The organism is Gynuella sunshinyii YC6258 (assembly GCF_000940805.1).
GTDB lineage: Bacteria > Pseudomonadota > Gammaproteobacteria > Pseudomonadales > Natronospirillaceae > Gynuella > Gynuella sunshinyii.
Genome location: NZ_CP007142.1, coordinates 135,727 through 158,793, shown reverse-complemented (window position 1 = coordinate 158,793; position 23,067 = coordinate 135,727). Strand labels below are relative to the sequence as shown.

The window sequence follows — 23,067 nt, the reverse complement described above, 5'->3', positions numbered from 1 at the left end:
TCAGCCAAAACGGCCGGTGATGTAATCTTCTGTCAGTTTGTGCGACGGCTTGGTAAATATGTCATTTGTTTCGCCAACCTCAATAAGATTACCGAGGTGGAAGTAGGCGGTACGATTGGACACCCTGGCCGCCTGTTGCATGCTGTGAGTCACTATGGCAATGGAGTAGTTGGCGCTTAATTCGGCAATCAGCTCTTCCACCCTGGCAGTGGCAATCGGGTCCAGTGCAGAGCAGGGTTCGTCCATCAGGATAACGTCCGGACTGACAGCAATGGTCCGGGCAATGCACAGGCGCTGTTGCTGTCCGCCGGACATGCCGGTTGCAGGCTGGTCGAGCCGGTCTTTCACTTCTTCCCACAGGCCTGCTTTTCTGAGACTGGTTTCGACGATTTCATCGAGTTCCGCGCGGCGACTTGCCAAGCCGTGGATTTTTGGTCCGTACGCAATGTTCTCATAAATACTTTTGGGGAATGGGTTCGGCTTCTGAAACACCATCCCTACGCGTGCGCGTAAATTAACAACATCCATTTTTTTGTCATAGATGTTTTCCCCTTCAAGGCTCAGCTCACCAGTCACGCGGCAGGCCTCAATGGTATCGTTCATACGGTTCAGGCAACGCAGAAACGTGGATTTGCCACAACCGGATGGTCCGATCATGGCCAGTACCTCGTTTTGACCCAGGTCGAGGTCAACGTTGAAGATGGCCTGTTTTTCGCCATAGAACACGTTGACACCGCGCATGATCATTGCGGGGTCCGGGTGGGTAATGTCGCCAATGGTTTTGAAATCTTCGCTGGCAACGTGACTCTCGCTATTGGATTTGACCTTAACCGGGTTGTTCATCACTGTCGTTTGATCGCTTCTAGTTACAGTTGTCATAACGCTTTAGTCTCCCATGCTGGAGTAATTATTACCACCGACGCTCAAAGCGTTTGCGCAGAATAACAGCAGTAATATTCATAATAAGAAGGAACCCAAGCAGAATCAGAATGGCTCCCGATGTTCTTTCGACAAATGCTCTTTCCGCCTCATTGGCCCACATAAAGATCTGTACTGGCAGAGCGGTTGCGGGGTCCAGAGGAGTGGTCGGGACATCGGCGACGAACGCGACCATACCGATCAGCAGTAGCGGTGCAGTTTCTCCCAGCGCCTGTGCCAGACCGATAATCGTACCGGTCATAATGCCGGGTGCGGCCAGTGGCAGAACATGGTGGAAAACCATCTGCATTTTGGATGCACCGAGTCCCAGCGCCGCTGTACGAATAGACGGGGGGACTGCCTTCAATGCTGAACGGGTGGCAATAATGATGGTGGGCAGAGTCATCAGCGTCAGCACCAGACCGCCGACCAAAGAAGCGGATCGAGGCAACCCGGCGACGTTAATAAACGCCCACAAGCCCAGCAAACCGAAGACGATTGAGGGTACTGCTGCCAGGTTGTTGATGTTGACTTCAATGAGATCGGTGAAACGATTCTTGGTGGCGAACTCCTCAAGATAAATAGAGGCGGCAACACCGATGGGTAATGCCAGTACCAGCACAATCAGCATCATATACAGGGATCCGACCATGGCAGCGGCGATACCAGCTGTTTCCGGCCGGCTTGAGGCACCAAAGATAAATATGCCGGTATTGAAGCGTTTTTTCAGCACCCCTTCTTTCTGCATGCGCTGAATCCACGAAACCTGCTGGTCTTTGACTGGACGCCGGCTCTCATCGATTTCCAGGCTAAACTGGCCTTTGACCACGCTGTCGACATTGCCGCTGGCCAGTACCCAGACGGTTTGGGTAGTACCGATAATGGATGGGTCTTCCACAACCATATTACGTAATTGTGTGCGAGTACCGGCAGAAAGCATGGAGTTAACCATCTTAAGGTTGATCTTGTCTTTCTTGTCGATGCCCAGATATTTTGCCAGCGCATCCTTGGCCAGTATCGGATAGTTAGCGGTTAACAGAACATCTGGATCTTCAGCGGCCAGATCATCTGGATCGATCACTGATTTGGAAAATTCGATGTCGAGTTTGATTTCAGTTTGTTGAAAAGCTGTGTAGCCCTTGGATATGACCGACCAGAGCAGCAAGGCAAGGAATATCAGACCGACGGAAATTGCCAGAATGCCATACAGTTTGAACCTGAATTCCGCTGCGTAACGGCGTTTCAGATTCGAATCGTTAATCTTGTGTTTTGCGGAAGGGGTGGCAGTCGTAGTCATTAATCGTATTGCTCCCGATATTTACGGACGATGTACAAGGCGTAGACGTTGAGCGCCAGAGTAACGGTAAATAATGTAATACCCAGGGCGAAAGCCACCAGCGTTTGAGGAGAGGTAAATTCGTTATCCCCGGTCAGCTGGTTCACGATCTTAACAGTGACGGTGGTCATCGGTTCAAAGGGGTTCAGGCTTAACCGTGCCGCCACGCCGGCGGCCAATACCACGATCATGGTTTCGCCGATGGCTCTGGAAGCTGTCAGCAACAACGCCCCGACAACTCCAGGTAGTGCGGCAGGCAGGATGACCTTGCGCATGGTTTCCGAACGGGTTGCTCCCAGTCCCAGTGAACCGTCCCTCAGAGAGCGGGGGACTGCGGTAATGATGTCATCGGACAGTGACGAAACAAATGGAATCAACATGATGCCCATGACGATGCCGGCAGTCAGTACACTTTGTGCCTGAATGAAAGGCATTACCTCACCAGTGGCCAGATTATTCAGGCTGCTGCTGAGATCACGGAAGAAAGGCCCAACGGTCACCATGGCAAAAAAACCATAAACGATAGTAGGGATACCCGCGAGGACTTCGAGCAGCGGCTTAACGGTTGAGCGCACTTTTGGCGTTGCGTATTCGGCCATATAGATAGCCGAGTAAAGACCCACCGGCACTGCAAACAACATGGCAACCAAGGCGATATATAACGTGCCCGCTAACAGTGGAATCAGGCCGTATTGGCCAACCGCATCGGGGTTGTCTGCGGCTGCAAAGCGGGGGTCCCAGACGGTACCGAAGAAAAACTCGTGTAGTGGCACCATGCCAAAGAAATGGATGGTCTCGCTGATCATCGACAAAACAATGCCAACAGTCGTCAGAATGGCAATCATGGATGCCAGCAATAAGGCACCGAGCATAACCAGTTCGACCCGGTTACGGGCGCGAAGTGATGGCTTGAGTGTGGCAATCGAGGCGATCAGCCCGGCCAGGGCAATCAGAATAACCACCACAGTCTGGACATTACGGGTGTTTTTTTCCCAGTGATTCAACTCTGTCGCAAGGTCGACCATGTAGGTTTGACCAGGACTTGCCAACACCACACCGTGCTGCTGCAGAATGGGCTGCAGGTTGGCGACATCCTGGTTGATCAGGTTCTTTTCATCTTCATTGATGAGGTCCAGACCGGTGGCAATGGAATAAATTGAATTAAGTATCAGACTTCGCTCCGCATCGGAGGTATTCTGTTTCAGTTCTTCAGGCAGAGCGCCAGATAGTTTGTTGTTAATAATGGTGGGTGCGACAGAAGCCCATAACATCAGCACAATCACGGCAGGCAAAAAAGTTGCCAGCGCAACATAAGAGCCGTAATAGCCCAGGCGGGAATGAAGTTTGGACAAGTGCCCCTGAACAGTGGCAGAGGATTTCTTCCTTCCCCAGGCATAGCCAATAACAGCTAACGCCAGTAATACAAGCAGAAGACTGGATATATTCACCAAAGCCTCCTCAGGATCAGACTCCACATCGGCAACATTATTCGGACCCTCAGAACTTCAAAAATAGATGTCTTAGAAAAAAAATGCAGGGCAACATAGTCGCCCTGCAGCTAAGATTCAACTGTTTTATTGAATCACTGTGTCATCAAAGAGTCTTGCCGGCTTTGAAGTCTGCACGAACAGCTTTGCGCTCGTTAGCAGGTGCTGCAACCAGGCCATATTCAGCCAGAGGAGAGTCTGGGCCGACCATGGCGTCAGAGATGAAATATTCAACATATTCTTTCAGACCAGGAATGGCACCCAGGTGTTTTTTCTTCACATAGAAGTACAAAGGTCTTGATACAGGGTATTTGCCGGAAGCAATGCTTTCTGTAGAAGGCACGATACCGTCAACAGTTGCCACTTTCAGTTTGTCGGTGTTGTTTTCATAGAAGGCCAGACCAAAAACGCCCATACCTTGTTTGTTGGCATCGATGCGAGCCAGTGTTTCGGTGTAGTCACCATCGATATCGACTGCACGACCATCTTTACGAACGGCATAACATGCTTTCTCAGCAGCTTTCTTGTCCATACCAGCAGACATATAAAGGTCGTAAGCGCCAGTAGCTTTACAGCCGGCTTCCAGCAACTTGGTTTCAAATACTTCGCGAGTACCGTGTTTTTCACCTGGGATATAGGCAGTGATGTCCCAGGATGGGAATTTGCTGTTAACGTCAGACCATTTGGTGTAGGTGTTATCAACCATTTTACCTTTTGAAGGCACTTTGGCAGCCAGAGCAAGATAGATATCTTTTGGTGAGATGGCGAAATCAGGACCGTTGATGTCTGTTGCAAATACGATTCCGTCGTAACCGATACGGATTTCCTGAATTTCGGTAACGCCGTTCTCGGCACAGACTTTCACTTCAGAATCTTTGATTTTGCGAGAGGCGTTGGCGATATCAATGGTATTCAGATCAACACCTTTACAGAATTCTTTGAGACCAGCACTGGAACCACCCGATTCAACAACAGGAGTCTTGAAGTTAGGGTAGGTTTCGCCAAAATTTTCGGCTACGATTTTGGCGTAAGGCAGAACGGTTGATGAACCTGCAATCTGAATTTGATCGCGGGCAGTGGCGTGACCGGCTAACGCAAGCGATGCAACCAGAGTTGCTGCTGTTAAAGTAATTGATTTCATAACTGATCCCATTGTTAGAATATGTGCTAATTCGTATGGCTGTGGCGCTCATACCGCTACTACGGGAGCTAAGGTAAAAAACATTTGTGACATTTTCATGACAAGTATAACAAATGATTAAATGTCTGCCGGTTCTGGCCGGTTGGCACCAGAAATAATGAGAAAAGTTAAAATTTTGGTATTTGTCAAAGTCTGGAATGAAGGCGCAAATGTTTGAAAAAAATGCCTTTTATGACTGATTTGTGACTGTCAAAGTGGCTTAAAACAGTGGATCTGATACTTTGGCAGTCAGAATAAGAATCTAATTGTTGTTTTAAATTTAAGGATACATTGTGACTGAAGATGAGCTTGATCCGGTTCCGGTCGGAGAATTGATATTGCGTGTAACAGCCATGCCTAAAGATGCCAATGCCTGTGGTGACATCTCCGGAGGCTGGTTGGTGACTCAAATGGACGCGGCTGCGGCGATTGCAGCGGGTCGTCTGGCAAAAGGCAGAACGACCACGATGGCCATTGGTGAGATGTCATTTGTCAGACCAGTGAAGATCGGATCGGTAGTGTGCTGTTACGCCAAAATCGTCCACATTGGCAGAAGCTCCATTCGTATCAATGTGGAAGTCTGGAGCCGTATGCCGGAAGATGAAGTCAGACAGAAAGTGACGGAAGCCGAATTTGTATATGTTGCCATAGACGCTGATCGTCGCATTCGGGCGCTACCGAAGGACTAACCGGTCGATGGTTAACCCGGCGGTGAAGGTTGCCGGGTTGATGTGGCGCATAATTGTCCGCATGTTAAGCGGTTTCAGAATCGCTCGTAGGCGTCACGGACACTGAGTGACCATGCAGCTCAGGGATGTTCCAGTTTTTCGAGATCCGCTTCAATTTCGGCGATTTTATTGGTAACCACTTTTTCGAGGTGGCGCAGGTCTTTAAGGATCTTGGATTTCAGATCTTTGTGAGTGCTGCCAAATCGTTCAATCTGGTCCAGTTCTTCCATGACATAACGCAGAGAGGGGGCGATTTCAGAAAACTCCTCCATATCCCCTGTACCACCATCCACTTTTACACGTTTGTGTTGGCGTGGATATTTAAACTTCTCGCTACGGGCAAACAACTCTCCTTTGCGCTTGTGATGATAAATTTTCAGAATATCGTAGTCTGCTTCCGTTCGCAGGGTGTATTTTTCGATTGAATCGACATCTTCTATCCCCAGGGCTTTTAAACTCTCGTAGGCCATCCACTTCTCTCCAAACCATTTACTGTCGTGTTTATTAATTGTTTATGCGTTAATGTGTTACGCATGCTTTTACATGTTATCTATTTGATTATTGTGCTTTGCTGAACAATTACCAACACTAATAATACAAGCTGTAAAAACCTGATTTGTCAGCTTTTATTGCCGAATTATTTTAACGACTATGCAGGCATGTGAGTTGTATCAACCTTAGTGTCTTAATTATGAATGGAATGTTTTAAATTCGCAGATGCAAACGATTGAAGTACTACAGACATTGGGAATCGAGCCGCGGGAGAGCCGCATCTATTTTGCGTTGCTGGAGTATGGTCCGGCTTCTATCAGGGATATCGCTGACAAAGCGCGTCTGAATAGAGGAACCGCGTATGAATTGCTGAAAAGGATGCATGATAAAGGCATTGTCAGTTATTTCCCGCGAGGCAAGCGCAAGTTTTTCAGTGCCGAACCGCCTGCCAGATTGCTTGATTTGGCAGAGCAGCAGCAACGAAATGTACATACCGCAATACAGCAGTTGCAGAGTCAGATTATTCCGGCGCTCAATTCACTGAAGCCTGAGCAGGTCAACACCAATGTTCATTACTATGAAGGTGATGACGGATTGGAACTGGTGCTTAAGGATATTCTCAATACCGTCGCTGCCACGCCAGATAAACAATATTGCGTGTTTTCAACCAAGTTAATCCGCAACTTTCTCTATCGACCCTTTCCGAACTACACCCGGCAGCGGGTTCGGGCCGGCATCAAGGTCCGGGTCATTGCCATTGGTGATGGTGGTGAGAATGCAGAATTATCAGAACGAAAGTGGATCAACCTTGGAGGATTGGGAGAGGCTGCTGCTTATATCGCAATTTATCCCCCCAAGCTGGCGATGATATCGCTCAGTCAGGGAGATATACCAACGGCGACAGTGATCGAGTCGGCGCCGTTGGTCACAACTCAGCAGTTGTTGTTTGACACCCTGTGGGAGCGTCTTTAAATCGTTTATTTAGCGAAGAAAGGTGCCCAGTTCATGTCTCTGAAGGCAAGGGAATAACGGATACCAACAGATACCGCCAGATAGGTATCAATCGTGTCAACGTTGTCACCAAAGACATTGATATCAAGCGCTCTGACCTTGCCGTACACCGCTACCCGGGGAGTGATGTAATAGTTGCCTTGGTAATAAGGGGTAATAGTCAGATAGCTTTTACTGTCACCCTCGTCAGGAGAGATGTTATACAGTGACGCATCGGCACCTACTTCGTGTACCAGTCCGGATACGGCTGCATGGTTGTAAGGCAGGCGATATACCGCGCCTCCCTGAACACCGACTTTGGTCCAGTCATCATGTGATTCAAGAATGGCTCCACCGCTGATACCCAGTTCATGGGAGAGGTTGAACAACACACCTGGATCCGCGTAAAAAACGCTGTCGTTATCGTTGGACTCAATATTGACTGATCCCTGTAATGCAAAACCGCCTGGTTCGAAGTTTTCTCCCAGATTAGCCGTTATGCCAAATACAGAAACAGACGTTAGCGCGAAAGCAGCAATTACTTTTTTCATTTTAATATCCTGTTTGTGGTTTTCCTGAAGGTTTTCGTGCTTGCACCTGCCCGCAGGTCATACGGAAAGATGCTGGTATGAGAAAACAATGATGTAAGGCTTGTTTCCATATTTTGAGTGACCAGTCAATTGCTGGAAACTCGAAATAACTCAATGAAAATAGCCGAATTCGAAATCAATGCTGATACCGGGGCCGGAAAGATCATCTGCGGAAATACCTTCATGATCCGGTTCGGTTGACAGTCGATAAAAGGCGCCGATGCCTACCTGCAGAAAATCGGTTACGTTGAACTCCGCTCCGCTATACAACTCACCCAACAGCACACCGTAGTTTTTGTCACCTTTGACTCTGTTGTCGTCCAGAATGGTAATATTGCCAGCCCCTAACAGGCACTCGCTTTTCCAGTGCACGAGTTTTTCCGGTTGATAGGCGTATCCCAGAATCAGGCCACCGTAAACAAAGGTGTAGTCTTCAGAGTCTGCGATCGAAACTGGTTCTAGCATTCCGTACCCGGCCCCACCAATATAAAAAGCATGGATATCGTTACCGAAAACGGTCCCGCCTTTGGCACCCAGCATGAAACGACCGTCGTCGCCTATTTCCGCGTATTTGAGCTGTGGGCCGCCAAACCAACTGGTATTGGAAGGGGTTGAGAAGAAAGAGTCTCTACCGTGGCATAAGAAAGACAGCAATAGAAGGCCGATAACGGAAATGGTTCTGAATGTCATATTGTTTAATCGTTATACTTAACCGGTAAAGTCGGGTGAACGTTAGCAGAATCGGCTGTCAGGCTAGAAGTGGGTCGAGGATATTTTCATGGATGATTCAGTCTTTGTTCAAGTTGTTCCACCTGTTTGTTAAGTTGTTCAACTTTTTCCCGCGTTTTCATCAACACTTTCTGCTGAATCTCAAAATCCTCCCGGCTAACCAGGTCCAGCCTGCCAATCAGGCTTTGCAGTAATGAAGACATGTTGTTTTTCAGATCCTGGCCAGAACCTTCCAGCAATTTGCCCGCTTTGGCAGTGAAATCTGTAATCAGGTCTTCAGGTATGTTCATTGGTAGTTCCTTAAATGAGTGTTCATGGTGCCACGGTAGGAGCGTACTGCACCGTTATGGTGCTAATAATAATGCTTTGATCTTTGTGATCATCGTCATGGTCCGGCCAATCCGTTGATTTTACTGGCATATTTGGATTGGCACAGTAGCTGCAATTTGACCTCTGTGAGTAGCGATACCGTTGAATTCGTGCACTTCAAGCAATCAATGTTGTTGGAGGTTGCATAGTTAACCGGTCCGGCCAAGCGCACTTGTCCGTGTAGCTTCCGGTCACTAATAACTTGCAGGAGAAACAAATTATGAAGCTCGTGTCAGCCATCATCAAGCCATTTAAGCTCGATGACGTCCGCGAGGCGCTATCCGAGATTGGGGTACAAGGCATCACCGTTACCGAAGTGAAAGGATTTGGTCGTCAGAAAGGGCATACGGAATTGTATCGGGGCGCTGAGTATGTGGTCGATTTTTTACCAAAGGTCAAATTGGAAATCGTGGTTTCTGATGCCCTGGTAGATAGTGCTGTTGAGTCTATTACGAAGGCAGCGAACACAGGAAAGATCGGTGATGGGAAGATTTTCGTTTCAGATGTGGAACAGGTCATCCGTATCCGGACTGGTGAAACTGGCGAAGACGCCATCTAAGCAGAAAAAGAATTAGGAGACTTAGGATGGAAGAATTATTTCCGATTAAATACGCCCTGGATACATTTTATTTTCTGGTGATGGGTGCACTGGTAATGTGGATGGCTGCGGGCTTTGCCATGCTTGAGGCAGGTCTGGTTCGCAGTAAAAATACAGTCGAAATTCTGACTAAAAATATCGTGTTGTATGCGATTGCCTGCATCATGTATATGGTTTGCGGCTATTCGATCATGTATGGAAGTGCTGGGTATTTCCTTTCTGGCATCATGGGAAGCGGTGCCGATGGTGGCAGCACCTATGCGCCTTCTGCTGACTTCTTCTTCCAGGTTGTGTTTGTGGCTACAGCCATGTCAATCGTGTCTGGTGCCGTTGCCGAGCGCATGAAACTGTGGGCATTCCTGGCGTTTGCGGTGGTGATGACTGCGTTTATCTATCCGATGGAAGGCAAGTGGACCTGGGGAGCCGGCTCTGTTTTCGGAATGTACGCTCTGATGGGTGATGACGGTTTGGGCTTTAAGGATTTTGCCGGCTCAGGCATTGTTCACTTGGCCGGTGCGTCTGCTGCTTTGGCGGGTGTCATGTTGCTGGGTGCCCGTAAAGGCAAGTATGGCAAAAACGGTGAAATCAATGCGATTCCCGGTGCCAATCTGCCGCTGGCTACACTGGGTACGTTTATCCTGTGGTTGGGATGGTTCGGCTTCAATGGTGGTTCACAGCTGGTGGTTTCATCAGTTACTGATGCGAATGCCGTGGCTTTGATTATCGTCAACACCAATATGGCCGCTGCCGGTGGCTGTGTTGCTGCGCTGATTCTGGCTCGGCTCATGTTCAAAAAGGCTGACCTGACCATGGCTCTCAACGGAGCGCTTGCTGGTCTGGTTGCTATTACTGCCAGCCCGGATACGCCATCGCCTGTACTGGCTACCTTGTTTGGTGCCATTGCCGGAGTGATTGTGGTGTTTTCTATCGTCGTGATCGACAAGTTGAAAATTGATGATCCGGTTGGTGCGATCTCTGTTCATGGTGTTGCCGGTTTCTTTGGTTTGATGATCGTGCCAATTACTGCCGAAGGAACCAGCTTCTTTGTACAGCTGGTTGGTGCGCTTACCATTTTTGTCTGGGTGTTCGTGGTATCACTGATTGTCTGGGCAATTCTGAAGGCTGTCATGGGGATTCGGGTTTCCGAAGAGGAAGAATACGAAGGTGTGGATATCGCCGAGTGCGGTATGGACGCATACCCTGAATTCACCGGTGCAGGTAAGTAAGCCAGTACTACGGTTAATCCTACAATGAACTAAGGGCACTCCGGTGCCCTTTTTTATTTTGGTGCATCAAGGTATCTTTGTGCCCGAATCTAATCAGAGAGAGTAGAACTATGAAGCTAGTTGCAGCCGTCATTAAACCATTTAAGTTGGATGATGTTCGTGAGGCTCTGTCGGAAGTCGGTGTACAAGGTATTACTGTGACTGAAGTGAAAGGTTTTGGGCGTCAGAAAGGCCATACCGAGCTGTATCGCGGTGCCGAGTATGTGGTTGATTTTCTGCCAAAACTGAAGCTGGAAGTGGCTGTTGCAGATGATCAGGTGGAAAATGTAGTGGAAGCCATCTCCAAAGCGGCCAATACTGGAAAAATCGGTGACGGTAAGATTTTTGTCTCCAATCTTGAGCAGGTTGTCCGTATTCGTACCGGCGAAGAAGGGCTGGACGCTCTTTAAGGCTGGTGCCGCGACAGCGGCACCTTTGTTTGAAAAGGCATTACAGATTCAGTTTCTCAATCATTTCTGTCAGCATTTTATCGATGGTTTCAAATGGTTGAGCACCATTGATGGGTACCACTGCACCTGATTCATGATGGATCAGGAAGGTTTTAGGGGTACCTGTTACACCGGCTTCCATACCGTTTTGGGTATCATCCAGTACTTTCTGACGATATTTGCCTGAATCATAACAATCCTGGAATGCTGAACCGTCGACACCAATTTCTTTGGCCAGAGGTGCCAGTTGATCCAGCGGAAAGCCATGTCCGTTCGAGCGGGTGCGCTCATAAATGGCATCGGTAAATTCCCAGAATTTATCGTTGCCGCCGAGTTCTGCAACGCACTCTGACGCTTCTGACTGTTTCTGGGCTCCGGGGTTGTGCATATCCAATGGGAAATGGCGATATACCCAATTAACCTGAGAATACTTGTCCGTTACTTTTACCATGGTTTCGTGGAAGCGCTTGCAGAACGGGCATTCGAAATCTGAATATTCCACCAGTGTGAGAGGGGCTTTAGGGTCGCCTTTAATATGATCTTTCTCAGGGTCTACCACACGAACGTTGGCAGGATTGCCTTCATCCGGCTTCTGTTCGTCGATAAATGCCAGAATGCCTTCTCTGACTTTGTTTTTGAACTCATCGCTTTCCAACAATTGCTGCCAGCGCTCATCGATACGCTGCTGTATCAGTTTTTCCATTTCCGGATCGAGATTCGCGGCTTGCGACAGAACCGAAATAAAGGTGAATAAAATAATGAATAAATAACGCAACGCTTTCTCCTCGGTTTTCTAATGGTATTTGTAGTTATGGTCGGTAGTTAATACCTTATTTGCGGTGACTTAGACAGTGTTTCCGGACGGTGAGTTCAATCTGTCGGGTGAGCGGTTACTGAATTGTGAAACCGCCCACACTCTTTATTGTTATTGTTCGAGGTCCCGTTTCATGAACTCAGGCAATGCCATTGCTCCGCGGTGTAAGTCTGCATTGTAGTAGTGGGTCGCAAAGACTTTTTCCTGTGCGTGATCGTAACGGAACTCGTTGACCGATACATTCTTAGACGCCATGGTGCAACTCCACCAACCGGATGGATAAATCGGCTGGGGAAATGGCAGGGTCTGAAAATGGCAGAATCCCGCCTGACGCATCTCGGCGATCATGTCCCGAATAATGGTCTGGCTGTGAAACAGTGGCGATTCACTCTGTTGCACCAGAATGCCGTTATCGCCCAAAGCCCGCAGGCAGGTTTCAAAAAAGGCCTTGTTAAACAGTCCCTCGGCCGGACCAACCGGATCAGTGGAATCAACAATGATGATATCTATGGAACCTGGTTCAGCATCCTTGATCCATTGGATGCCGTCTCCGAAATAAAAGTGCGCCCGTGGGTCACTGTTGGAGCTGCACAGGTCAGGAAAATACTGTTCCGACAGGCGGGTAACCCGTTCGTCGATCTCCACCTGCCATGCTTCGGTGACATTCGGGTGTTTCAGTACTTCTTTGAGTGCACCGCAGTCTCCGCCCCCGATAACCACTACCTTGCGTGGATTGGTATGAGTGAACAGAACAGGATGGGTCATCATTTCGTGATACAGAAAATTGTCCCGGTCGGTCACCATGTAGCAGCCATCCAGTACCATCAGATTACCCCAATGCCTGGTACGGTAAATCTCAATTTTTTGAAATTCACTCTGCTCTTCATGGAGTTTTTCTTCGATTTCCAGAGAAAAAGCCGACCCTTCCGGCGTCCAGATTTCAGTAAAAAATGAATCGTTGTTCATGAAATTATCCTGTTGGATTTGATTTTAGGTAACAGCATCCTGCCTTAAGCTGTTTGACCTGAGCAGCAGTGGTCAGGCGCTCAGTTTTTAATTCGCTGTACTTTGATCACATCGCGCAATACCCGAATTCGTCGCATGACCTTGGATAAATGTATTCGGCCGGTCACCCCGACGGAAATGTTCACCTGTCCGGTCGTGACGTCCTTCTCGATGATATTAATCGCCTCGATGCTGGCATCTGTAGACGCCACAGCAGTTGCCAGATGAGCAATCACCCCGCGTTGATTTTTCAGTTCCACTCGTAACTCGACAATGAACTCGCTGTGCATTTCCTTGTCCCAACGCATGGGCACAATTCGGTCATAATCGTTACGGGCATCCGTAATGTTGTTGCAGGATTCGATATGTACCACCATGCCCTTGCCGGCGGTAATCAGCCCAATAATCGGATCACCAGGGATCGGGCGACAGCACTTGGCATAGCGTAGCGCCATGCCTTCTTTGCCGGTAATCATCATGGAGTCAGATAAATCAGCATTGGACAATTTCACTTTGGCTTCGGTGCTGAGTTTTCTGGCAATCAGGAATGCCAGCCGGTTTCCAAGGCCGATATCCTCTAGCAGGTCTTCGAAGGTATTGAGATTGGATTCCTGCAACACCTGTTGAAGTTTGTCCGGATCGAGTGTGTCGATACTCATATTGATTGCCATCAACGCCTTGCTCAGCAGCTGCTGGCCCAGATTGATGGATTCGCTGCGGCGCTGGTGTTTTAAATAATGGCGGATGGAACTGCGGGCTTTGCCGGTGACGACAAAATTTAGCCAGGAAGCATCCGGGTGGGCATTGGAGGCGGTAATAATCTTGATGGAATCGCCGCTTTCCAGAGGTTGTGACAGCGGGGCGATTTTTTTGTTGACCAGACATCCGACGCAGCAATTACCAATATCCGTATGAACGGCATAAGCAAAATCCACTGCCGTGGCCCCTTTGGGCAGCTCCATGATTTTGCCTTTGGGGGTAAAGACATAAACCTCATCGGGGAACAGATCGATTTTAACGTTTTCGATAAATTCCAGCGGATTACCAGCCTGATGCTGCATTTCGAGCAGGCCTTTAACCCAGGCCCTGGCGCGCGACTGCGACAGATTGAAGGTATTTTCCTCACCGCTTTTGTACAGCCAGTGAGCGGCAATACCATTATTGGCCATAGCTTCCATATCATCGGTACGGATCTGAATTTCAATCGGAACACCATTCAATCCCAGCAACGTGGTGTGCAGACTCTGATAACCATTAGCTTTGGGGATTGCAATATAGTCTTTGAAGCGTCCGGGAATAGGTTTATAGAAATTGTGGACGGCGCCGAGTATTCGATAGCAGGTATCGACTTTGTCCGTGATGATCCTGAACGCATAAACATCCATCAGTTCGCTGAAGGATTTGCCCTGAACCCGCATTTTTTCATAAATGCTGAGCAGATGTTTTTCCCGGCCAATCACTTTGCCGGGCAGGTTTTCCTGAGCCAGGTGATCCGATAGTGCCTGTTGTATTTTGCTGACCACTTCCCGGCGATTGCCGCTGATTTTTTTAACCGCATTTTCTATCCGGGTTGAGCGCATTGGATAAATGAAGCGGAAACACAGATCTTCCAGTTCCACCCGCAGATCATTGAGTCCCAGGCGCAAGGCGATGGGAGCGTAAATATCCAGAGTCTCGCGGGCAATCCTGCGTTTTTTGACCGCGGGCATGTGACCGAGAGTGCGCATGTTATGGAGCCGGTCCCCCAATTTGACCAGAATGACCCGGATGTCTTTGGCCATGGCCAACGCCATTTTTTGGAAATTTTCGGCCTGCTCTTCTTTCTTGGTTTCAAATTCCAGGTGCGTCAGTTTGGAGACGCCATCCACCAGTTCCCCGACTTCCGGACCGAACTGAGTGCTCAATGCCTCTTTGGTTACCTGAGTATCCTCGATGACATCATGCAGCATGGCCGCCATCAGGCTTTGATGATCCATTTTCAGGGAAGACAAAATGTCGGCGACGGCGAGAGGGTGGGTCACATAGGGCTCGCCCGAGCGTCGGTGCTGACCATCGTGTGCCTGTTCAGCAAAAAAATAGGCTCTCCTCACCAGACTGACCTGATCGGGAGGTAGATAAGAGCTGAGTTTTTCGGCTAAAGAATCTATGGTTTGCACTGATTTTCTGACACCTGGTGATATCCGTCGACAAAGGTGCTGCGAGTTACTTCGGTCATGCCGCTACCAGGCCGGGTAGCAGGTATATCCGGTATGCACACTTTTGCACCGTTTGTTGATAAGGTTACTGAATGTGGGTCCGAATACCAAGAAAATAACTGAATGCTATTAAAAAATAACCAGCATTGAGGGAAAGAAAAATGGGGATGGGAAGCGGGATCAGACGGTGTGATTGTCTGATCCGAAAATCCGATCAGTTATCGTTGTTTTCTTCCAGAATGGAAGCATTGATTTTACCCGCGGCGATTTCACGCAGAGCAATAACCGTGGCTTTATCATTTTCTTCCGCAACCAGCGGATCAGCGCCTTCATTTGCCAACTGACGGGCACGTTTGGCACCTACCATGATTAATTCAAAGCGGTTATCAACGTTTTCCAAACAATCTTCAACAGTTACTCGTGCCATTCTCTTCTCCGAAGCAGGTGTTGACTGGCCAAAAAGGCGCGCTAGTTTAATGAAATACAGCAAGAAAAGCCAGTGATATACGCCAGCCGGAGCGGCCTGGATGCCCCGACTGACTTCTCAGCGGTTCAACTGGACAGCAGGTTCGTCAGCAACTCCTGATTGCGAATACTCTGCTGATCAATCTTCATGCGCTCAGCGACGAAGATGGCACACATATCGTCCAGTGCCTTGTAGAAGTCGTCGTTGATGATGAGGTAGTCGAACTCACCATAGTGGGACATTTCGCTGACCGCTTCCTTCATGCGCCTGTTAATGACTTCGTCACTGTCCTGGGAACGTTTCTCCAGCCTTTCAAGTAATGCCTCTTTGGAAGGGGGGAGTATGTATATGCTGCGACATCCCGGGATTTTCTTGCGGATCTGCTGACCACCCTGCCAGTCGATTTCCAGAATCACGTCGTGGCCCTGGGCCAGCTGTTTTTCGACATAGGCCTGGGATGTGCCATAGTAATTTCCAAATACTTCTGCATGTTCCAGGAAATCACCCTGGGTCACCATATCCAGAAAAGTGTCTTTATCAACAAAGTGGTAGTGCTCCCCCTCTTCTTCACCGGGACGCATATTGCGGGTGGTATGTGAAATAGAGAGATACACGAACGGCAGTCGCTTGATCAGCGCATTAACGAGGCTGCTTTTACCTGCTCCGGAGGGTGCAGCGACAATATAAAGAGTGCCGGGTGTCAGTGTTTCTGGAATTGTATCTGTCAAAGTGTTTTGCCTGTTGTTGGTCATGGATGGAACGATATTTCAGCTTTTATGCTGCTGCTTCAGTCGTCTGGAAAAATCAGCCTGATCCATCGGTTTGTCAAAGTAATAACCCTGGCCGAAGTCGCAGCCAAGGCGTTTGAGGTAGGTGTATTGCGCCTCTGTTTCGATACCCTCAGCAACAGCCAGGCACCCCATACGGTGGGCCATATTGATGATCGTGTCAGTCAACGCCTCGGATTTGTCATCCAGGCCGATTTTGTTGATGAAGGATCGGTCGATTTTAATGATGTCGATTGGAAATTTCAGTATGTAACTTAAAGAAGAATAACCGGTGCCGAAATCATCGATAGCGATGGTAATCCCCCGATCCCTTAATTGATGCAGGATCGTGTTGACCTGGTCAGACTCAGCCATCAACAGCCGCTCGGTGATTTCCACGGTCAGATCAATGGAGTCTGCAGCACCGAGAATCAAATTGAGCCACTTGAGCAGAGCCTGATCTTTATTCAGAAACAGGCGTGGGGACAGATTCACCGATAACCCCAGCCGGACATTCAATTCCTGAGACTGTTGTTTCAGGTAGGCAGCGGCGGTTTCCAGTACGAAGTGATCGATTTCATTGATCATGCCGGTCTCTTCTGCCAGTTCGATGAACTGATAATTTGGAATCTGCTGACCATCACTGAACCAGCGGACCAGCGCTTCGCATTTGCTGACGAAACGGTCATTCAACTGCACAATGGGCTGGTAATAAACCTCCAGAGATCGCTCAGCAATAGCCTGAACCAGTCGGGTGTAGAGAATGTGGCGATTCTCCGATTCGGTCTGCATGGACCTGGTGAAATAATGCCAGCCATTGCGACCACTGTTTTTGACTTCGTACATGGCCTGATCCGCTTTGGAAACCAGTTCTTCATTGGTTTTGCCATCATCAGGAAAGACTGAGATGCCAATACTGGCGGAACAGAACACCTGGTTGTTGGTCAACACAAATGGTTCGCTGATCGTGGCCAGAATATTTTCTGCCACGGTATCCGGCTTATAGTCATCATGGATATGATTGAGGATGACAATAAATTCGTCGCCACTATAGCGGGCCAGTGTATCGGAATCGCGAATATGTCGATTGATTCGTTCGGTCACCTGTTGCAGCAACAAATCACCTGCTTTATGACCGAGGTTATCATTAACCGGTTTGAAGCGGTCCAGATCAATGAACAGCAGGGCCAGTTTATAATGGTCACGGCTGGCCAGAGAAATAGCCTTTGCCAAAGTATCTTCAAACAAGATTCGGTTGGGTAAACCCGTCAGCTGATCATAGGTGGCCTGTTTTTCCAGTATTCTCTGATAGCGTAGATCCTGTGTGTGCTTCTGATAGCGGCTGTAAAAAAAACCGCAGAACAAAATAAATGTCACCAGGAAACCGGTTCTGAATATTCCCAGAACAGGAACAGCACCATCCCAGCCTGATTTGGGCTGAGCGGCAAAAAGCCAGGTTCCGTCACCGACCGGGATCGTCGTCAGCTGCGATCTGGCATCTGCAAACAATTCCGGATTCCCCCAGATCATCTCGCCTTCAAAACCAAGGCCGTCTTTACCGCGAATGGCCAGATCAATACCCAGCTGGTTACCTGGCAACCCGACTTTTTGAAACAGAGCATCGGCGTCGATGGCGGCAGCGACAACTCCCCAGAGTTCACCGTCTGGATCATGGATTGCTTTACGTGCCACCAGCCCTCTGCCCCCCTGAACCAACGCAATCGGGCCGGCGACAATAAGACGACCGGTCTCAATGGCACGGGCCACTGCTGGCCACTGATCAACACTGGTTCGATAATCAAAACCGATGACCTGCTGGTTCTGCTGTACCGGATGAACCATGGTCACCACCAGATCTGGTGCGGCGGCCATGTTTATCAGCAACGGTTTTTGAAACAGCACGGCCTGAACATATCTGCGAAACTCTGACTGACTGATTTCCGGATTGATACTGATGTGGGCCGCCAGCCCGTTGACCCAGGAAATATTCTCGGTAATGGTAGCGCCGAGACGAGAGGCCACCGCATCGAGTTCACGTGTGGTATCGAGTTGAAGATTTTGAAGATAGGTTTGCCTGAGAGTGTTTTCCAGATAAATCATCACCATCAGCAAAACGGCCGACAGGAAAATAAAAAACAGGCCGGTTCGTAGATTCCAGTTGTCAGAAGAAGAATGCTCTGCCATATCGAAGTGAGTGCGCCGGTGTCGCCGATGGTTATAAGGTGTATTACGGATGATTCATTTCAGTGTAGGCGATATTTTCTGCCAGTGACGACTAATTTGAAGATGCCTTTATGTGTGAGAGCGTACCGCAGTGAAGTGGATATGGGTAGGTTTTCAAGATTGTTAACCTGGTTCACGAAATCAGGTTAATGCGATAAATATCTGGAGTTTTAAGGAGAAAATTATGTCAAAACGCCCATGATAGCCGATCAGGATTTTCCATGGCAGGATCTACTCCAAGCCAGATTCTGCAAACGGAGTAACCTCAGTCTCCAGTATGTCAGCCTGACGTTATTCAAGAACAAAGCGCACAAAATCTGTACTCTTATGCAGGCATTTATCCAGTCAAAGTGAAGGCTTTGGTTTCGGCAAAGCCGTTCTCGGAACCCTGGAAGGCAAACACACTCTTGATCCCCAGATAGCCGGATTACTCTTTAACCACAACGCTGGTTGCCAGCCACCGGCATCCTCATCTCATAGTTGTCAGAACTGAACGGGCGTGAACTGACCCGTACTGAAACAGATCGGACAGGGACTCAGCAATCCACGCATCGCCACCCGGCTGCACTTGTCAGAAGGAACGGTGCGCAACTATGCTTCCACCGTATTGAACAAACTTGAAGTTACCGACCGGACACAGGCGGCCATCCTTGCAGTTAAACGTGGTTTGGATCGTTGATTGGAGTGGTTGATGAACATGACCGTTTCGGCCAATTTGATACTCTGATTGGGTTGTAGGTTCGAATAGGTGGAATGGTATTTTCTGGTGTGGTGGGTGAAAGCCTATTTGGATTATTTTTTAACCATCTGAGTGAGATGCTTGAATTAAAAAATACTCCCGATACACTTGCCAGAAATCCGTTTTATAGCTTCTGATTTCGTCACATGATGCAAATCGAGGCTTCTTCTTTGTATATGCGACAATTGTTCGGAATTTAAGCATACACGGTACTCTCATCAATTTATGAAGGACATAACAATGACAAGAATTGTCAGGCGGTTTTCTCATTTATCCTCAGTGGAATTTTTGCTTTTTAAATGTCGTACATCACTGAAACTCAATTTGGCTTCCTTGTTTTCTTCAATGTGCCGTGTAATCACTTTATTAATATTTTCAATGCCGCTGGTGCCGTTATCGTATGCTGGCAGTTTTGAGCCTGTTGCCACATATGTATTAAGCGGGGGAAGTATAAAATCTGCTTCAATGGAAGCGATTGTAGAAAACTGGAATAGTGCTCATCAAACAGCTTTTGATAAGTGCATGTTGGCGGCTGGAACATACGGGTGTGTTAATAATCAAATGACATCCATAAGTCCTGACTTAACTGTTTATACTATCAATGGCCATCCAACGCGTTATAACGTTAGTGTCACTCATACACTGGCTCATCCTACCACCGATGATCCTACTGTAGTGACGGAAGAACCTGATGCTACGGCTATCAATGTTTACTATGACTGTAAATATGGTGTTGCTTATTCAGAAGATTGGGAGGGGCTCGAAAGAGAGTTAACGTGCGTTGATAACCCGGCTCCTCCGCTTATGTGTACTCCAAAGCGAGGTAATCCTGTCGAGGTTCAAACAGGTAAAAAGTATGAAGCTGAATTGGATTATGTGTCGCCTAATGGTCTTTTAACAATTCAGCGAGAATATAAAGGACAGGATAAAGGTTGGGTGATAGAGGATTTACCGAGCATATATACATCATCCGATAATGTTAGTCACGATACAGGTATATTCTTTGAGAAAATATATATCCCTAATAATAAACAATTTTATTTCTCTGCTACTGTTAATGCGTCTTTATATGATCTCTCGACAAGTGGTAATGTCTTTAATACCTACTATCAATTTTTGGAATCTGTTAAGGTTCCCTATCACGATTTCGAAAATGAGAAAACGATAGACTTAGGTAATTCGCGTTATCAGCTGGTCAAAACGGATGGTGTTTACCGGCCATCTGAAATTGCTTCTCCCATAGTGTCTTTAAAGACAGGCAGTAATGAAGAGAATCAGTCTATCTGGGTTCTCACTCTAAAGAACGGACACAAGCAGTTTTTTAACAATCGTGGTCTGATCGTTAAAGATGTGTTTCCATCATTAGGTAAAAATTTTGTCATCTATGAATATGGTAGTCATTTACAACTTTTGAAGAAGACAGACTCAACGGGGCGATCGTTAATATACAACTATGATAATACAGGACGCTTTACCAGCATCACTTTGCCTGATGGTGGAACTATCCTGTATGAGTTTGCCAGTATTCATGATCAACGGGTATTGACGGCTGTTCAGTGGCCCGATGGTCGCCGTGTTCGTTATACCTACAATGAAGAAGATTATTATAGCGGACCAAATAACTATTTTGCTTTGACAGGCAAATTTGACACAAATGATACGCGTATTGGCACTTATACTTATCAGAGTGGTAAAGCTGTCACAACAGAACGTGCAGGAGGAGTGGACAAGTGGGCTTTTGTTCGGAATGCGAGCCTGGTAACTCTGACCAATGCCAATAATTTCTCGACACGACAGTACTACAAAACCGTGAATGGTGTTTATCAATACTATAAAGACTATATTCCGGCCACCGACATAAATGCTGCCAAAAGCAACCTGCTGAGTTATGACAACGATGGACTGATTATTCAATCTCAGGATTTTGCAGGTAACAAGACTCAATTTGATTATGATGACAGTGGGCAGCGCACGGCGCGGGTTGAGGGAATAGCCTCCTCTGTTTCTGGTAGCTATGCCTCCTCAACAATCTCTTTACCAGATGGTGCTCGTAAAACAAGTACTGAACGATTTGACGATGGACGTATACGCAGAGTTGTTCAACCGGGTTTATTCGTGACGTATTTGTATGATGGCGATGCTGATCCTTTAACAGGAATTAACGTACATTGTGATGAGTCTGCCAGTACCTCCATTGTTTCGCGTTTGTGCACCATACGACAACAAGCGACACTGGATAACAACGGAGAGCAGGGTTTCGACGCACAGATAGATGCGAGATATAAACCTCGGGAAACCAATTATTATTATAACGCTCAAGGCCGACTTGTTCACCAGACAGGGCGTCAGACATTAACTTATCAATACTATGATAATGGTGATATTCAATATGTCCGTGATGCCAATGATCAGGTTTTGGTTCATTATCTGGACTATGATGCTGGCGGTAGAATTAAGAGTCTTGAAGATGCAAATGGTGCTGTAACCCAGTATTCCTATAATGCCATGGGTAAAGTCAGTGCTATTCAGAATGATTCTGGAGTTTATTCGATAAGTTATGATGATAATGGATTGGTATCTGCCGTTTCTCCTCTCTCAGGAACGGTTATAAATTACCACTATGACAATGCGCAACGCATGACCGACATTGAGGACAGTTTCGGCAATCGCATTCATTATGATTTAGATCTTATGGGCAACGTACTCTCCACCCAGATTCACGATGCCTCCGGTACCTTGGTTCGTCAGCATCAACAGGCCTTTGACGAACTCAGCCGTTTACGTCAGAGCATCGGTGGAACCGATCAACAAACCACCCAATACGGTTATGATGCCAACGACAACAATACCCGCATCACCGACCCCAAACAAAACCCCGACACTACCCAACAGTTCGATGCCCTGAATCGTCTGACCCAGATCACCGATTCTGCGGGCGGCATCACCTACTTCAGCTATGACAGCCAGGATCGCATCACCTCGGTAACCGACCCAAGAGGCCTGGTTACCCGCTACCAATACAACGGCTTTGGTGACCTGGCCACACTCACCAGCCCGGACACCGGTACCACCACCTTTGCCTATGATGATGCCGGCAACCTGATTCAGAAAACCGACGCACACGGAACCGTGACTCAATACACCTATGATGCATTGAACCGGTTGACCGGGATTCACTACCCCGCCAACAGCGAAGAAGATATTAGTTATCGTTATGATGAAACCGGTCAGAATAATGCCGGGATTGGCCGACTCACCAGCCTGAGTCAGTCCCATCTGGAACAACATTATTCCTACAATTCTGTCGGGCAGATTACTCAGGTGCTATCCCGATTGCATGACCAAAACATATCGGCGATCACTCAATACCGTTACAACGCCCAAGGTCAACTCACTCGGCTCACCTACCCAACGGGTACGGTGCTGAACTACGAGTACAATGACCAGGGACAACTACAGCACATCACCTGGCAAGCCAACCAAAGCGTTGCTGCCCAACCCCTGATCCGTGACCTGACCTACTTGCCATTCGGTCCTGCGACCGGCTTTACCTACGGCAACGGTATTCAGCAGAGTTACACCTACGACCTCGACTACCGCCTGACCGACCTGAGCAGCCGCATACAGGACTGGGCCTATCACACGACCTCAACAGCAACATCGAACAAATCCAGAACCTCACCGACAGTACCCTGGATCAGAGCTTCAGCTACGATGGCCTGAACCG

General features: G+C 48.0%; 21 protein-coding genes. 7 read left to right on the top strand and 14 right to left on the bottom strand.

The window, feature by feature from the left end:
- The 4 genes from pstB to YC6258_RS00725 all read right to left on the bottom strand — a co-directional run bounded on the left by pstB (position 1) and on the right by YC6258_RS00725 (position 4,882).
- Positions 1-747, bottom strand: a complete 747-nt coding sequence (gene pstB, locus YC6258_RS00740) for a phosphate ABC transporter ATP-binding protein PstB (RefSeq protein ID WP_245627057.1) — start codon at positions 745-747, stop codon at positions 1-3.
- A 163-nt stretch (positions 748-910) separates the two neighbouring features.
- On the bottom strand, positions 911-2,215 hold the full coding sequence (gene pstA / locus YC6258_RS00735) for a phosphate ABC transporter permease PstA (RefSeq protein ID WP_044615355.1): 1,305 nt from the start codon (positions 2,213-2,215) through the stop codon (positions 911-913).
- Positions 2,215-3,702 carry a phosphate ABC transporter permease subunit PstC gene (gene pstC / locus YC6258_RS00730; RefSeq protein ID WP_044615354.1) on the bottom strand — a complete coding sequence of 496 codons (1,488 nt, stop codon included), beginning with the start codon at positions 3,700-3,702 and terminating at the stop codon, positions 2,215-2,217. The genes pstA and pstC overlap by 1 nt, the downstream gene beginning before the upstream one ends.
- A gap of 145 nt (positions 3,703-3,847) precedes the next feature.
- A complete protein-coding gene (locus YC6258_RS00725) occupies positions 3,848-4,882 on the bottom strand; it encodes a PstS family phosphate ABC transporter substrate-binding protein (protein ID WP_044615353.1) in 1,035 nt (344 codons plus the stop codon).
- Positions 4,883-5,214: 332 nt separating this feature from the next.
- Here YC6258_RS00725 and YC6258_RS00720 point away from each other — a divergent pair, with 332 nt between their 5' ends.
- A complete protein-coding gene (locus YC6258_RS00720) occupies positions 5,215-5,610 on the top strand; it encodes an acyl-CoA thioesterase (protein ID WP_425402628.1) in 396 nt (131 codons plus the stop codon).
- Positions 5,611-5,729: 119 nt separating this feature from the next.
- On the opposite strand, the gene YC6258_RS00715 is transcribed toward YC6258_RS00720, so the two are convergent.
- Complete coding sequence (locus tag YC6258_RS00715; protein WP_044615351.1) at positions 5,730-6,119, bottom strand: DUF3461 family protein; 390 nt, start codon at positions 6,117-6,119, stop codon at positions 5,730-5,732.
- 247 nt (positions 6,120-6,366) lie between these two features.
- Here YC6258_RS00715 and YC6258_RS00710 point away from each other — a divergent pair, with 247 nt between their 5' ends.
- Positions 6,367-7,113, top strand: coding sequence for a TrmB family transcriptional regulator (locus tag YC6258_RS00710; RefSeq protein ID WP_044615350.1), 747 nt, complete (start codon positions 6,367-6,369; stop codon positions 7,111-7,113).
- A gap of 5 nt (positions 7,114-7,118) precedes the next feature.
- Here the strand turns inward: YC6258_RS00710 and YC6258_RS00705 are convergent, their stop codons facing one another.
- From YC6258_RS00705 to YC6258_RS00695, 3 genes are all read right to left on the bottom strand, one after another.
- Complete coding sequence (locus YC6258_RS00705; RefSeq protein WP_044615349.1) at positions 7,119-7,682, bottom strand: hypothetical protein; 564 nt, start codon at positions 7,680-7,682, stop codon at positions 7,119-7,121.
- Between the two features lie 150 nt (positions 7,683-7,832).
- On the bottom strand, positions 7,833-8,411 hold the full coding sequence (locus YC6258_RS00700) for a hypothetical protein (protein WP_144407514.1): 579 nt from the start codon (positions 8,409-8,411) through the stop codon (positions 7,833-7,835).
- An 86-nt stretch (positions 8,412-8,497) separates the two neighbouring features.
- The gene (locus YC6258_RS00695; protein WP_044615347.1) at positions 8,498-8,740 is read right to left on the bottom strand and encodes an accessory factor UbiK family protein; all 243 of its coding nucleotides are present in this window, start codon (positions 8,738-8,740) and stop codon (positions 8,498-8,500) included.
- 299 nt (positions 8,741-9,039) lie between these two features.
- On the opposite strand from YC6258_RS00695, the gene YC6258_RS00690 reads away from it, so the two are divergent.
- The 3 genes from YC6258_RS00690 to glnK all read left to right on the top strand — a co-directional run bounded on the left by YC6258_RS00690 (position 9,040) and on the right by glnK (position 11,092).
- Positions 9,040-9,378: a P-II family nitrogen regulator gene (locus tag YC6258_RS00690; protein ID WP_044615346.1), complete on the top strand. Its 339-nt coding sequence runs from the start codon at positions 9,040-9,042 to the stop codon at positions 9,376-9,378.
- A 26-nt stretch (positions 9,379-9,404) separates the two neighbouring features.
- Positions 9,405-10,643 (top strand): ammonium transporter, encoded by a 1,239-nt coding sequence (locus YC6258_RS00685; RefSeq protein ID WP_044615345.1) that lies wholly within the window; start codon positions 9,405-9,407, stop codon positions 10,641-10,643.
- Positions 10,644-10,753: 110 nt separating this feature from the next.
- Positions 10,754-11,092, top strand: coding sequence for a P-II family nitrogen regulator (gene glnK / locus YC6258_RS00680; RefSeq protein WP_044615344.1), 339 nt, complete (start codon positions 10,754-10,756; stop codon positions 11,090-11,092).
- 40 nt (positions 11,093-11,132) lie between these two features.
- On the opposite strand, the gene YC6258_RS00675 is transcribed toward glnK, so the two are convergent.
- The 6 genes from YC6258_RS00675 to YC6258_RS26845 all read right to left on the bottom strand — a co-directional run bounded on the left by YC6258_RS00675 (position 11,133) and on the right by YC6258_RS26845 (position 18,562).
- Positions 11,133-11,906, bottom strand: a complete 774-nt coding sequence (locus YC6258_RS00675) for a DsbA family protein (protein ID WP_052829965.1) — start codon at positions 11,904-11,906, stop codon at positions 11,133-11,135.
- A gap of 150 nt (positions 11,907-12,056) precedes the next feature.
- Positions 12,057-12,911 carry a polyamine aminopropyltransferase gene (speE, locus tag YC6258_RS00670; protein WP_044615343.1) on the bottom strand — a complete coding sequence of 285 codons (855 nt, stop codon included), beginning with the start codon at positions 12,909-12,911 and terminating at the stop codon, positions 12,057-12,059.
- Positions 12,912-12,991: 80 nt separating this feature from the next.
- Positions 12,992-15,106 (bottom strand): RelA/SpoT family protein, encoded by a 2,115-nt coding sequence (locus tag YC6258_RS00665; RefSeq protein ID WP_044615342.1) that lies wholly within the window; start codon positions 15,104-15,106, stop codon positions 12,992-12,994.
- Positions 15,107-15,359: 253 nt separating this feature from the next.
- Positions 15,360-15,572, bottom strand: a complete 213-nt coding sequence (rpoZ, locus tag YC6258_RS00660; RefSeq protein WP_044615341.1) for a DNA-directed RNA polymerase subunit omega — start codon at positions 15,570-15,572, stop codon at positions 15,360-15,362.
- Positions 15,573-15,697: 125 nt separating this feature from the next.
- A complete protein-coding gene (gmk, locus tag YC6258_RS00655; RefSeq protein ID WP_245626997.1) occupies positions 15,698-16,339 on the bottom strand; it encodes a guanylate kinase in 642 nt (213 codons plus the stop codon).
- A gap of 39 nt (positions 16,340-16,378) precedes the next feature.
- Complete coding sequence (locus YC6258_RS26845) at positions 16,379-18,562, bottom strand: putative bifunctional diguanylate cyclase/phosphodiesterase (protein ID WP_052829964.1); 2,184 nt, start codon at positions 18,560-18,562, stop codon at positions 16,379-16,381.
- A gap of 553 nt (positions 18,563-19,115) precedes the next feature.
- Here YC6258_RS26845 and YC6258_RS31235 point away from each other — a divergent pair.
- Both YC6258_RS31235 and YC6258_RS00645 read left to right on the top strand, forming a co-directional pair.
- Positions 19,116-19,280, top strand: coding sequence for a LuxR C-terminal-related transcriptional regulator (locus YC6258_RS31235; protein WP_082070498.1), 165 nt, complete (start codon positions 19,116-19,118; stop codon positions 19,278-19,280).
- A 621-nt stretch (positions 19,281-19,901) separates the two neighbouring features.
- Positions 19,902-23,063 carry an RHS repeat protein gene (locus YC6258_RS00645; RefSeq protein ID WP_169748907.1) on the top strand — a complete coding sequence of 1,054 codons (3,162 nt, stop codon included), beginning with the start codon at positions 19,902-19,904 and terminating at the stop codon, positions 23,061-23,063.
- Positions 23,064-23,067: the final 4 nt, after the last annotated feature.